The sequence below is a fragment of the Chryseobacterium sp. 2TAF14 genome (assembly GCF_052115105.1).
Classification (GTDB): domain Bacteria; phylum Bacteroidota; class Bacteroidia; order Flavobacteriales; family Weeksellaceae; genus Chryseobacterium.
In genome coordinates, this window is record NZ_JBFRGA010000061.1 from 1 (window position 1) to 13,405 (window position 13,405).

Sequence of the window (13,405 nt, forward strand, 5' to 3'; positions counted from 1 at the left end):
ATGTAATAATACTGGCCTATTACGTTAAAGTAGAAAAAAACAGCAAATTGCTTTTTTTCATTATTGTAAATACGCTAACTGTTATTTTGAGTTTGTCAGCAAGTACTTTCATTCTTTTCATAATGTTTAATGTTTATATATTAACTAGTACCAGAAAATTATATCTACTGTTTTTGGTAGCGCCTTTATTTTTTACAGGGTATTTAATTATAAATAGTAATCCCATCTTTGAACAAACCAAAAATAAGATGGATAAGGCCATATTCGGTTCTGATGATTTGGCCGAATATACGGATAGTAATTCTTCAGGTGCAATGGCTGTTATTTCAAGGTTCGATATATTTGATCATTTAGCATATGTTTTTTTACTAAAAAACCCTCAATATATGATTACAGGGACTGGGCCCAACCTTATAAGTTTGCCTGCAAGTAGATACGTGGGAGATTATAGGCAATATAATACTTATGCGGAAGCAGGTGGTATTGATAGTGTGCCAAATATTATGTTTAATAATGTATTAGCAGCAAGTGGAATAGTGGGGATAATACTCTTCACTGTGTTTTTTATACGACTATATAAATTTTCCAGTGTTGATAAATCAGGATTTAGTAAAAACTTAGTCGTTGTTACCGTGATTTTTAGTATGGTTTATTTTAATATCGTTTTACTCTTTTTGACTGGTATAATAGTAGGTATTCTTTGTAAGCAGGCTGCAAAAATCAGGTTTTCTAAATATAATCTTTTAAATAATGCAAGAGTCTTGGGCAAAATATAGTAGTTGAAATATATAATAAATAGCCCATAAAGATAAAAATTAATATCATATAGTGATCTTTTACAAGTTATTAATCAATATGAAAAAATATTGTAAATGAAAAATAGAACAAAATTGATATTTTGGCAAAATATCGTAAGTCCACATCAATCATATTTTTTTGATCAAATATCTTCTGAGTTTGAAGTGATTCTAATTGTAGAAAATCTAATGTCAGAAGTCAGAAAAGCACAAGGTTGGAGCATTCCAGAAATTGAAAATGTTGAAATTATCAAAATAGAAAATAAAAAACATTTGAATTTACTTATTAATCAATTTAAATACGAAAAAAATGTATTTAGTGGTTTGGTAGGAATGGGATATCCTTCCCTGAAAAAAGCGAGTAAAGAAATAAGCAAGTACACAAAAATCTTTGTTATAGCTGAAGCTCCAATGCTTTTAGGATATAAAAAATGTCTACGTTTAATAAAATACAATATTTTATATTATAAATACAAACATAAAGTCGCACATATATTTGCGATGGGTAATCTGGGGGAAAAGTTTTATTCCAAACTAGGGTTTAGTAATGATATGATTACAGTTTTTCAATATTTTATAAAATCTGAGGAAAATTTTGGACATCGTTCAGAAAGAGAAGAACCGAAAAAAAGATATATTTTTGTAGGTCGACTTACATATTTAAAAGGGATTCATAATTTAATAAACGCTTTCATYAATATTGGAAAATCTCAAAGTTGGGAACTGGTTATTGTTGGAAGTGGTGTTTTGGAGAGCGATTTAAAATTATCTTTATTAAAAAATAAAATAAAAGAAAGAGTTTCCTTTGTTGGAAATAGGGAAAATATAGAAGTAAAAGAAATGATTGCAAGTTCCGACTTCTTAATATTGCCCACAATGTTTGATGGATGGGGAGCGGTTGTAAGTGAAGCTTTGTCTGTAGGAACAAAAGTTATCTGTAACGAAAAATGTGGAGCTGCCATATTAGTAAATAAAGCCAATGGTTATGTCTATAAAGAAAACAAAGTGTCTGAATTAGAGGAGGCTCTCATACGATCATTTCATGAAGATGATTATGATAGAAATGAAATCAAAAATAGTTTTCAAATACAATCCCGTGAAAAAATAACTGAATTTATATCGGTTGTAAAATCAACATCAAATAATATATAAACATTATTTTTAGAAGTTTAAATCTCAATAATGAAAATATACTTTCCCATAGGAGCGTTTTATCCATCACAAATAGGAGGGCCTTGCAATACCCTTTTTTGGCATACCTGTGCATTAAAATCAAACGGTATAAAGGTAGATATAACCACTACAGCTCTGGGTTTGAAGGATGGAGAAGTAGAACTTGATAAAATCTTGGAAAAAAAATGCGGATCAGTATATTATGGCTCTTCACAATCAGTTTCAGGAAACATTATCAAACAAATCGTTTCAGGTATTCGTTCAGCCAATGTTATTCACTTAAACAGTTTATTTAATATTCTTTCAATTATCAGTTTTTTTTATGTTAAAACTTTTCTTCCAAAAAAGAAAATAATTTGGTCTGTAAGAGGAGAGTTAAGTCCGAATGCATTAAAATTTAGCAGACTCAAAAAAAAGCCGCTTCTTTTTTTATACAAAAAAATGACTGGAAATATCCTTTTTCACAGCACATCTGAAAAAGAAACAGAAGAAATAAAATCAGTTTTCGGCGATGTAAAAACTGTGGAAATTCCTAACTTTATCGAGCCAAGCAAAAGGAGAGATGATGCTACAAAAAAACAATTCTTATATCTTGGCAGAATTCATAGAATTAAAGCAATTCATAAAATGATCGAAGGCTTTTCAAAAAGTGAGCAGTTTATGAATTCAGACTTTAAACTCATTATTGTTGGAAAACACGAAGAAAGGCATTCTGATTATTATGAGGAGATTTTAAAATTGGTTGAATCAAAAAACTTGCAGGATAAAATAGAGTTTAGAGGTCATCTTACTGGAGATGATAAAGAAAAAGTATATGCTGAATCCTATGCGCTCATATTGCCTTCAGAAACAGAAAATTTCGGAAACGTCGTTATAGAATCTCTTAATCAGGGAACACCGGTAATAGCTTCTACAGGAACTCCATGGTCGATTTTAGAAAAATACCAGTGCGGATTTCATATCAATAATGCACCGCATGAAATTGCTGATGCGATTGATAGGATGATAGATTTATCTCCAGATAAATATAATAAAATGCGAGAAAATTCTGTATTGCTAGTAGATCAGGAATTTAATATCAACACCCAAATAGATAAATGGATTAATATTTATAAAAATGAAAATTCAAAATAAAACCCTTTTAATTACAGGCGGAACTGGTTCTTTCGGAACTGCAGTTCTAAATAGATTTTTACAAACCGATCATTTCAAAGAGATCCGTATTTTTTCCCGTGACGAGAAAAAGCAGGACGATATGAGAAATTTGTATAAGAATGATAAAATCAAATATTATATCGGTGATGTAAGAGATTTTACCAGTGTTGAGCCAGCAACAAGAGGAGTAGATTATATTTTCCATGCAGCAGCTTTGAAGCAGGTCCCTTCCTGCGAATTTTTCCCGATGCAGGCGGTAAAAACCAATGTTGAAGGAACTCAAAATGTGATTCGTGCGGCAGCAGCCAATAAAGTACAGAAAGTAATTTGTCTGTCTACTGATAAAGCAGCGTATCCGATCAATGCCATGGGAATTTCCAAAGCGATGATGGAAAAAGTAGCGGTTGCAGAAGCTAGAAATCTTACAGATACTGTTGTTTGTCTAACGAGATATGGTAACGTGATGGCTTCAAGAGGTTCTGTGATCCCGTTGTTTTTAAACCAGATTCAGAAAGGAGAACCCATTACGGTTACCGATCCCAATATGTCGAGATTTTTCATGTCGTTGGAAGATGCGGTAGATTTGGTGTTATTTGCTTTTGAACATGCCAATCCGGGAGATTTATTTGTAAATAAAGCTCCTGCAGGAAGCATCGGAGACTTAGCCAAAGCTTTAATTGAACTGACAGGTAAAGAAGTTCCTGTAAAAGTAATAGGAACCCGTCACGGAGAAAAACTGTACGAAACATTGTGTACCCGTGAAGAAATGATCAAAGCGGAAGACATGGGGAATTTCTACCGTGTTCCTGCAGACAACCGAGATCTGAACTATGCAAAATATTTCTCGGAAGGAGAGGAAGAAGTGGCACAAATTGAAGATTACCATTCACACAATACCGAACAGCAGGGCGTAGAAGGACTGAAAAAGCTGATTTCTACTTTACCATTGATCCGAAAAGAAGTTTTCGGGGAAGATGTAATGCAATATCCTTATTAGGGATTAGAAATCAGGGATTAGGAGTTAGGGATTAGAAAATTGAAAATAGGATAATGACACATAAAGATTTAGAGGTTTGGCAGAAAGCAATTGCTTTTGTAACCGATATTTATAATCAAACAGCCAACTTCCCTAAAGAAGAGATGTATGGTTTAGTTAGCCAGCTTAGACGTTCTGCTGTTTCAATACCTAGTAATATTGCGGAAGGAGCAGCTCGTCAGTCAAATAAAGAATATATTCAATTTTTATATGTAGCTCTTGGAAGTTTAATGGAATTAGATACCCAATTAATTATAGCAAAAAATATCAATTTCATTTCTGAAGAATCACTAATCGAACTTCAACTAAAAATGGAAGAGATAGGAAAAATGCTGAATGGTTTAATAAAATACCGTAAATCGAAGTTATAATGGCAAACCCCCAATCCCTAATTTCTAATCCCCAATATCTGAAAGGTAATAAACATCAGGACGAAAGAGGAATCATTACTTACAATAATGATTTTGATGCTTCACAGATTAAAAGAATATACACGATCGAAAACCATTCAACGGATTTTATCCGTGGTTGGCAAGGTCATCAGGTTGAGCAGCGATGGTTTGCCTGTATGAAAGGAAGTTTTGAGATTTCTGTAATTCTTGTTGATGACTTTGAAAATCCTTCAAAAGATTTAACAATTCAGAAATATCTTTTATCGGATGATGTCTTAACTTACCTCCACGTTCCTGCAGGACATGTTACTGCAATTCAGGCAAAATCTGAAGGTAGTAAACTGCTGGTTTTTGTTAATTATCATCTAAACGAACTAAATGATGAGTATAGATTCGATTTGAATTATTTTAATAAATGTAATTAGTAACTAGTGATTGGTTACTAGTTATTGGTAAATAGAAATTATAAATATAAAGTAGAAAAACAATATAACATCCAGCGAATGGTAACCAATAATTGTTAAGAAAAAAATATGAGTACGCAATCCCCAATTACCAGTGACCAGTTACCAATCACCAAAAAGATTGGAATTACCGGTCAGAATGGTTTTGTAGGAAAACATTTGTATAACACCTTAGGATTATTTCCTGAGGAATTTCAAAGAATAGATTTTCAGAAAGAGTATTTTGAAAACGATAGTAAGTTAGATGAATTTGTCGCTCAATGTGACGTTATTGTTCATTTAGCAGCCATGAACCGTCACGAAAATGAGCAGTTTATCTATGAAACCAATGTTGGCCTGGCTCAGAAATTAGTTGATTCTTTGAAAAGAACCGATTCAAAAGCGCATGTTATGATTTCCTCTTCTACACAGGAAGAAAGAGATAATCTGTACGGAAAATCAAAAAAAGAAGGAAGGGAAGCTTTAGCCAATTGGGCAGAAGAAAATGGAGGAAAAATTACAGGATTGATCATTCCAAACGTATTCGGAGCATTTGGAAAACCTTTCTACAATTCATTTATTGCTACATTCTGTCATCAGTTAACGCATGGTGAAACGCCAACAATTGCCAATGATGGTGAAGTTAAATTAATTTACGTTCAGGAATTGGTTGATACAATTATTAATGAAATCCGGGAAGACAAAAGCAAAGCAGAATTTTTTGTAGAAGCAACTACGACTAAAAAAGTTTCGGAAGTTTTATCCTTATTAAACGATTATAAAACCAAATATTTCGACGGCGGAGAAATTCCTGTAATTAACGATTCGTTTGAACATAATTTATTCAACACTTACCGTTCTTATATCGATTATAAAACCCATTATCCCGTAAAATTTACGCAACATACAGATCCTCGCGGAGCTTTTGTTGAGGTCATTCGTTTAGGAATTGGCGGTCAGTGTTCATTTTCAACCACCGTTCCCGGAATTACAAGAGGAAATCACTACCATACAAGAAAAATCGAACGTTTTGCCGTGATAAAAGGAAAAGCTTTAATTCAGTTAAGAAAAATAGATACGGATGAAGTTTTAGATTTTTATCTTGACGGAAACGAACCTGCTTATGTAGATATGCCAATTTGGTACACGCACAATATCAAAAATATAGGCGAAGAAGAATTGTACACCATTTTCTGGATCAATGAAGCCTTCAATCCGGAAGATGCTGATACTTATTTTCTGGAAGTGTAGATTGGTAGTTGGTAATTTGTAATTAGTAACTGGTAATTATTGATTTGTAAAATGTAATTGAGATATGAAAACACATAAAGATTTAGATGCTTGGAAGTTTAGTGTTGATTTGGTTACTTTGATTTATAAATTGACAAATGATTTTCCTAATGATGAAATCTTTGGTTTGACTAATCAGATAAGAAGAGCTGCTGTATCAATACCAAGCAATATAGCAGAAGGTTCTGCAAGAAATTCTACAAAGGAATTTATACACTTTTTATATATTTCGTTAGGCAGTCAGCAGGAAATAGATACTCAGCTGTTAATTGCTAAAAATCTGGAATATATATCGGAAGAAAAATATACTGAGATCGTTTTAAAAATAGAAACAGTAGGAAAACTGCTAAATGGATTAATAAAATATTTAAAATCAAAATGACAGACAATATAGAACCAATCACCAATCACCAATCACCAATCACCAGATTAAAAGTAATGACGGTCGTAGGAACCCGTCCCGAAATTATAAGATTATCAAGAGTGTTGGATGCTTTAGATGCTTCTGAAGCGGTTGAGCATATCATCGTTCATACCGGACAAAACTATGATTACGAACTCAACCAGATCTTTTTTGAAGATTTAGGACTTCGTAAACCGGATTATTTCTTAGAAGCTGCCGGAAAAACAGCAACCGAAACAGTTGGAAATATTTTAATTAAAATAGATCCATTATTGGAAGAATTAAAACCGGATGCATTTTTGGTTTTGGGAGATACCAACTCTTGTCTGTGTGCTATTCCGGCGAAGAAAAGACACATTCCTATTTTCCATATGGAAGCAGGAAACAGATGTTTTGACCAAAGGGTTCCGGAAGAAACCAACCGTAAAATTGTAGACCATACTTCAGATATTAATTTAACGTATTCTGATATTGCAAGAGAATATCTTTTGAGAGAAGGGCTTCCTGCGGACAGAATCATTAAAACAGGTTCGCCGATGTTTGAAGTTCTGAATCATTATTTGCCGCAAATTGATGCTTCTGATGTTTTAAATAAACTAAATTTAGAGGAAGGTAAATTCTTTGTGGTATCATCGCACAGAGAAGAAAACATCAATTCTGAGAAAAATTTCAGAGGATTGATGGCTTCTTTAAATGCGATTGCCGAAAAATACCAGTATCCGATTATTGTTTCAACACATCCGCGTACAAAAAATATGATCGATAAGATGCAGATCGAAATGCGTCCTGAAATTCAGTTTTTAAAACCACTGGGTTTCCATGATTATAATGCGTTGCAGAAAAGAGCATATGCAGTGCTTTCAGATTCAGGAACAATTTCAGAAGAATCTTCCATATTAAATTTCAGGGCATTAAATATCCGTCAGGCTCACGAAAGACCTGAAGCAATGGAAGAAGCAAGCGTAATGATGGTCGGCTTATCTCCTGAACGTATTTTGCAGGGACTGGTACAATTAGAAACACAGGTTGTCGGCGATAGAAACCAATTACAAATCACCAATCACCAATTACCAAACTTCCGACCTGTTTCAGATTATTCAATGCCGAACGTATCAGAAAAAGTAGTGAGAATTATTATTTCTTATACAGATTATATTAAAAGAACGGTTTGGTCGGAAGAGATTTAAATATAAAGTCTGCTTAAACTTTTATATAAGTAAAAAATTCTTGTTGGAAAACGCAAAGGCGCAAGTTTTTATATGTTTCTGCTCCTAAGACGCAAGAAAATAAAAGATTTTCAATAATGATGGACGATTAATTTTATCGAAGATAAAATCTTTGCGCTTCATACAATATTTAAAGAATCATTTGCGCCTTTGCGATGACCAACTATTAAGTTTAAACAAGTTTACAGAATGAATATTATTTTTCTGACTTTAGTAGAAATCAATTCCATTGAAGAGCGTGGAATTTATCAGGATTTGTTGCGGAAGTTCCGTGATGAGGGTCATGATGTTACTATTGTAACCCCTGTAGAAAGACGGCGAAAAATTTCCACCAATTTTAGTAAACAAGAAGGGGTTTCAATTCTTCAGGTGAAAACGCTTAATATTCAAAAAACAAATATTGTAGAAAAAGGTATAGGAACTCTTGCATTGGAGTTTCAATACCTGTCTGCGGTTAAAAAATATTGTTCTCATAAAAAGTTTGATCTTGTTTTATATTCAACTCCGCCCATTACGTTAGGAAAAGTAATTGAATACATAAAGAAAAGAGATCAAGCCAGATCATATCTTCTGCTGAAAGACATTTTTCCGCAAAACGCTGTGGATATGAAGATGATCAAAAAAGATGGTTTTTTGCACAGGCAATTTGTAAGAAAGGAAAAAAAATTATATCAGATTTCTGATAAAATAGGCTGTATGTCTCAGGCAAATGTAGATTTTATCTTAAAGCATAATCCGGAAATAGACAGCAGAAAGGTTGAGGTAAATCCCAATACAATTGAGCCTGTAGATTTCAATTATTCTGATGATCAGAAAATTTCAATTCGTGAAAAATATCAGATCCCTGCTGGTAAAAAAGTTTTAATTTATGGCGGAAACTTAGGAAAACCCCAAGGCTTGGATTTTTTGCTGGAAACGATAGAAAAAACTGACTCGGTGATGATTTTTTTCTTGATTGTAGGGAGCGGAACAGAATTTTTAAAAATTCAAAAATGGTTTGATGAAAACAATCCGAAAAATGCAAAACTCTTACAGAAACTGCCAAAAGAAGATTACGACCAGCTATTGGCTGCTTGCGATGCGGGGCTGATTTTTTTAGATAAAAACTTTACAATTCCTAATTTTCCTTCAAGATTATTGTCGTATTTAGAAATGAAAATGCCTGTCATTGCAGCGACAGACCCAAATACAGATATCGGAGGCATTATTGAAGAAGCAGAATGCGGCTATAAAGTAATGGCAGGAAATCAAAAAGAAATGCAGGAAAAATTGCAATTGCTGCTCACTGCAGATTTAAAAGAAACCGGAGAAAATGCCGGAAAATTGTTGTTAAACGAGTACATGGTAGACAAATCTTATCATTTGATTATAAAAGAAATTCAAGATGTATAAAAATTTTATAAAAAGATGGATTGATTTTACAGCAGCTTTTTTAGGCTTACTTATTTTAAGTCCTGTTTTTATCGTTGTAACAATAGGTCTGTATTTCGCCAATCAAGGCAAACCGTTTTTCTTCCAGCGCCGTCCCGGGAAAAATGAAAAGATCTTTAGCATCATTAAGTTTAAAACCATGAATGATAAAAAAGATGCTCAGGGAAATTTGCTGCAGGATGCTGAAAGGCTCACAGCGATAGGCGGTTTTGTTAGAAAAACATCATTAGACGAGATCCCTCAGCTTATTAATGTTTTAAAAGGCGATATGTCTTTGATAGGACCAAGACCCTTATTGCCGGAATATTTAAATTTGTATTCAGCAAAGCATAAAAAAAGACACTTGGTACGTCCGGGAATTACCGGTTTGGCTCAGGTGAAAGGCAGAAATACAATGAAATTTTCAGAAAGATTTGACAATGATGTGTTCTATGTTGAAAATCTGTCTCTGATTTTAGATGTAAAAATTATCTTAATGACCTTGAAATCAATATTTTTTAAATCATCAGATATTGTACATGGTCAAACTGTTGATGAAGTGGATGATCTTGGGATCAGTAGAAATTTAAGCAATAATCATTTCAAAAAAAAATCATAATGAATATTACCGGCAAAAAAGTAGTACTGAGAGCTATCGAGCAAGAAGATTTAGAACTATTGCATCAATGGTCTAATGATCCTGAAATAAATTATATGTTGGGAGGTTGGCATTTTCCATCAAGTATGCAGGATCAGGAAAAATGGTTTAAATCTTTATCATTAAACAGTAATAATCAAAAGTTTGCTATTCATACGGAAGATTTAGGACTGATCGGCATGGCTAATTTAGTTGATATTAATTGGAAAGACAGAAATGCATTTCACGGAATGTTACTTGGAGACAAAGATACAAGAGGAAAAGGATACGGAATAGATACAGTAATGGCTATTAACAGATATGCTTTTGAAGAACTTGGTCTTATGAGAATGAATACAACTATTATAGCTAATAACGAACCATCGATAGGAGTGTATACAAAAAAATGCGGATGGGTGATAGAAGGTATCAAGAAGAACCAGTATTTTAGAAAAAATCAATGGTGGGACGAAGCGATAGTAGGAATTACCAGAGATGATTATTTTAATTTAATTGAGAAAAATAATTATTGGGAAAGTGACAAATAAGGAATACGGCTCAGATTTTCATTACTTTAATGAAACTCATACGTCCAAAACATCATTTTTCGACGAAAATTTTTCATTCTTTTTTTCAGGAAGAGTGGCATTATACAATTTATTAGAATCTGGGATAAATAAATATGGCTGGAAAAAAGTGGGTTTTCCTTCATATTATTGCCATGAAGTTGTAGAATATTGTAAAAAACTGCCGATTGAAGTTGAATATTATTCCTATAACCCGCTGTCGGACAGGTTGCCGGATTGGGATGATGCAATAGAAAATGTTTTTATAAATGTTGATTTTTTTGGAATCAAAAAACTTGACACAGATTTCCTTAAAAATAGTATCATTATCGATGATCTGACTCATAATTTGCTGAGTGTTAGTAAAAGCGAGGCACATTATTGTTTTGGTTCCTTAAGAAAGCAGTTACCGATTGCAACGGGAGGATTTGTTTATTCTAAGAATGAAAATTTTGAAAATAACATTCATTCAAATGAATTTGCTAATAATATTGCTCTGAAGAAATTAGCTGCAATGTTTTTAAAATCAGAATATTTAAAAGGATTATTTAGCCAAAAAGATGTTTACAGAATAATGTTTTCGGAAGCTGAAGAAAATTTTCAATCCTATGATACTAATGCAAAATTACCGGAGATTATATATACCCAATTATCTGCATTATCGCCGGAAGAATTGATCTCTAAAACATATAAAAATATCCAAAGTATAAAGAAACTGATATTTCCTTCAGATAAAATTTCTTTACTACAATCTTCCGAAAATACTGAAATGGGATTGGTGTTTATTTGTGAAAATAACGATTTAAGGAACCAGTTTAAATCATACTTAATAGAAAATAAGATCTTTCCAGCTATTTTATGGCCGGAACAGTTTAATATATCGGAAATTGATCTGCAGAACAGGATATTATTCATTCATGCTGATTTCAGATATCAAAATACTGATATAGAATTTATAGCAAACGTTATTAACAAATTTATTGAAAATGTATAAGTTCGAAGTTATTGATATAAATAATCCAAAATGGGATAAATTGGTAAAATCAGCTTTTATCTATGATTTTCATCAGACTACATTTTATCATAAAATAGATAATAACAATACTTCATTGATGTTTGTTGTAGAAAATGAAGAAGCCTTTATAGCGTTCCCTCTCGTTTTAAGACCAATCGAAGAAACATTCTGGTTTGACCTTACTTCTGTATATGGATATGGCGGACCAATAAGCAATCGCAGTGATTTTAATTTTTCTTCTGATTTTATTAAATTCTTTTGGGATAATTTCAATAGCTATTGTAATGAAAATAATATTGTAAGCGCATTTGCCAGATTACACCCTTTAATAACACAAGATCACTTTTTTTCTGACACAGGACAAATTTTACCACTCAACAAAACAGTAGCAATAGATTTAAAACTAACTCCTGAAGAACAAAAAAGACAATATCGAAAATCTAATAAATCTGAAATCAATCAGCTAAAACGGAAAGGTTTCTATGTGGAGGAAGCAAAAACTGCAGATGAAATAGACCGCTTTATAGAGATTTATTATGAAACCATGGATCGTGTAGAAGCTTCAAAAAATTACTATTTTAGTAAAGAATATTTTCATTCATTTTTAGAGAATACTTTTTTTGAAAGTAAATTATTATTGGCAAAATTTGAAGAACGTATAGTTGCAGGTGCTATTTTTACGATAACTGATAAAATTATGCAGTATCATTTAGCAGGAACTACTGAGGAGTTTATCAGAGAAACACCAATGAAGCTTATATTGGATGAAGCGAGACTGTTAGGGAATGATTTTTCGCTTGAGTTTCTTCATTTAGGAGGCGGTGTCGGTGGAAGTGATGAAGATTCTTTATTTAGGTTCAAATCAGGTTTTTCTGATGTCTATTGTCAGTTTTCAGTTTGGAGATATATAGCTAATCAGGATATTTATGATCAATTGTCAAAAGCTAAAAAGGAATCAGCATTTTTCCCTCTTTACCGGAGTTAAAAACTAAATAGGGCGTTAGATACAGCTTTGTGTTAATCTGTTAAATGATGAATTTATCAATTTTTGGATACAGTTTTTTCTATTAATGAGTATAATCTTTCTATTGTTTTTAGCTCTCATATAATATGAATTATATTGTAATTATTGTATTTTATTAATTAAAGTATTGTTTATATGTGAAAATTTTATACATTTGACAGAATTTAAATAAAAACACAATGACGACAAAACAAGCAAACAGGCTGGAAAAGACAGACGCCAAAACACTGATGACTAATCTCACAGTGGCTTATGCCAATACTGCAGCAGATTTTTTTGAAGGTAAAGACAGCCCGCTGAGTAAACAGCTCACCACGAATAAGTCTAAAATACAGCGCATGAGTGGAGTGGAGGCAAAGATCTATTGCGATAAGCTCTGCAAAATAGTGGCGGAAAATACAGTAAACCTTGATCCTGACTATGTAACCGCTGCAGAAATGCAGGAGTGGCAGAATGCAATCACAAACTTTGATGCCAAAGCGTACGATGCAGGTCTGAGCATCGATACAACACAGAATGCGACAAGAGAATTAGACGAAATGTTTAAGAAGCTGAGACAGTGCATTACAAAAATTGACAGGCTGATGAAAAAATACGATGTGCTGAATCCTTCATTCCACGGAAAATTTAAAATATCCAGAAAAATTTCTGATCTTGGAACCCGACATGAAAATCAGCTTCCTCCTGAACAGTTATAGATAAATCTTAACATCATCACGAAAATTTTTCTTGATATTACACTACATAGATAACAAATAACCCCGGATGAAGCCGGGGTTATTTATTGATAATTAATCTGAGTTTGTAATAAGAATTATTTTAATTATTGGTTAGAGCC

15 protein-coding genes are annotated in these 13,405 nt (G+C 32.8%); all 15 read left to right on the forward strand.

Translation table 11 applies throughout. The features are described from left to right. Positions 1-776: hypothetical protein (locus tag AB4Y90_RS08570; RefSeq protein ID WP_441556988.1), on the forward strand; the 776-nt coding region annotated here is incomplete at its 5' end. 96 nt (positions 777-872) lie between these two features. Further along, positions 873-1,949, forward strand: coding sequence for a glycosyltransferase (locus AB4Y90_RS08575; RefSeq protein WP_441556989.1), 1,077 nt, complete (start codon positions 873-875; stop codon positions 1,947-1,949). Positions 1,950-1,979: 30 nt separating this feature from the next. Next, entirely contained in the window at positions 1,980-3,104 is a 1,125-nt protein-coding gene (locus AB4Y90_RS08580; protein ID WP_441556990.1) for a glycosyltransferase family 4 protein, read from the forward strand. After that, positions 3,088-4,122 carry a polysaccharide biosynthesis protein gene (locus AB4Y90_RS08585; protein WP_441556991.1) on the forward strand — a complete coding sequence of 345 codons (1,035 nt, stop codon included), beginning with the start codon at positions 3,088-3,090 and terminating at the stop codon, positions 4,120-4,122. The genes AB4Y90_RS08580 and AB4Y90_RS08585 overlap by 17 nt, the downstream gene beginning before the upstream one ends. A gap of 53 nt (positions 4,123-4,175) precedes the next feature. Then, on the forward strand, positions 4,176-4,532 hold the full coding sequence (locus AB4Y90_RS08590) for a four helix bundle protein (protein WP_441556992.1): 357 nt from the start codon (positions 4,176-4,178) through the stop codon (positions 4,530-4,532). After that, positions 4,532-4,978, forward strand: a complete 447-nt coding sequence (locus AB4Y90_RS08595; protein WP_441556993.1) for a WxcM-like domain-containing protein — start codon at positions 4,532-4,534, stop codon at positions 4,976-4,978. Before AB4Y90_RS08590 ends, AB4Y90_RS08595 begins: the two co-directional genes overlap by 1 nt. A 108-nt stretch (positions 4,979-5,086) precedes the next feature. Beyond that, on the forward strand, positions 5,087-6,247 hold the full coding sequence (locus AB4Y90_RS08600; RefSeq protein ID WP_441556994.1) for a polysaccharide biosynthesis C-terminal domain-containing protein: 1,161 nt from the start codon (positions 5,087-5,089) through the stop codon (positions 6,245-6,247). 64 nt (positions 6,248-6,311) lie between these two features. After that, positions 6,312-6,668, forward strand: coding sequence for a four helix bundle protein (locus tag AB4Y90_RS08605; RefSeq protein WP_441556995.1), 357 nt, complete (start codon positions 6,312-6,314; stop codon positions 6,666-6,668). A gap of 38 nt (positions 6,669-6,706) precedes the next feature. Beyond that, positions 6,707-7,876, forward strand: a complete 1,170-nt coding sequence (gene wecB / locus AB4Y90_RS08610) for a non-hydrolyzing UDP-N-acetylglucosamine 2-epimerase (RefSeq protein WP_441557002.1) — start codon at positions 6,707-6,709, stop codon at positions 7,874-7,876. Positions 7,877-8,104: 228 nt separating this feature from the next. Further along, entirely contained in the window at positions 8,105-9,307 is a 1,203-nt protein-coding gene (locus tag AB4Y90_RS08615) for a glycosyltransferase family 4 protein (RefSeq protein ID WP_441556996.1), read from the forward strand. Beyond that, a complete protein-coding gene (locus AB4Y90_RS08620) occupies positions 9,300-9,944 on the forward strand; it encodes a sugar transferase (protein WP_441556997.1) in 645 nt (214 codons plus the stop codon). Before AB4Y90_RS08615 ends, AB4Y90_RS08620 begins: the two co-directional genes overlap by 8 nt. Next, complete coding sequence (locus AB4Y90_RS08625; protein WP_441556998.1) at positions 9,944-10,510, forward strand: GNAT family N-acetyltransferase; 567 nt, start codon at positions 9,944-9,946, stop codon at positions 10,508-10,510. The genes AB4Y90_RS08620 and AB4Y90_RS08625 overlap by 1 nt, the downstream gene beginning before the upstream one ends. Beyond that, positions 10,500-11,522: a hypothetical protein gene (locus AB4Y90_RS08630; RefSeq protein ID WP_441556999.1), complete on the forward strand. Its 1,023-nt coding sequence runs from the start codon at positions 10,500-10,502 to the stop codon at positions 11,520-11,522. The genes AB4Y90_RS08625 and AB4Y90_RS08630 overlap by 11 nt, the downstream gene beginning before the upstream one ends. Further along, on the forward strand, positions 11,515-12,528 hold the full coding sequence (locus AB4Y90_RS08635; protein ID WP_441557000.1) for a GNAT family N-acetyltransferase: 1,014 nt from the start codon (positions 11,515-11,517) through the stop codon (positions 12,526-12,528). The genes AB4Y90_RS08630 and AB4Y90_RS08635 overlap by 8 nt, the downstream gene beginning before the upstream one ends. Before the next feature lie 218 nt (positions 12,529-12,746). Next, positions 12,747-13,265, forward strand: a complete 519-nt coding sequence (locus AB4Y90_RS08640; RefSeq protein ID WP_441557001.1) for a hypothetical protein — start codon at positions 12,747-12,749, stop codon at positions 13,263-13,265. Positions 13,266-13,405: the final 140 nt, after the last annotated feature.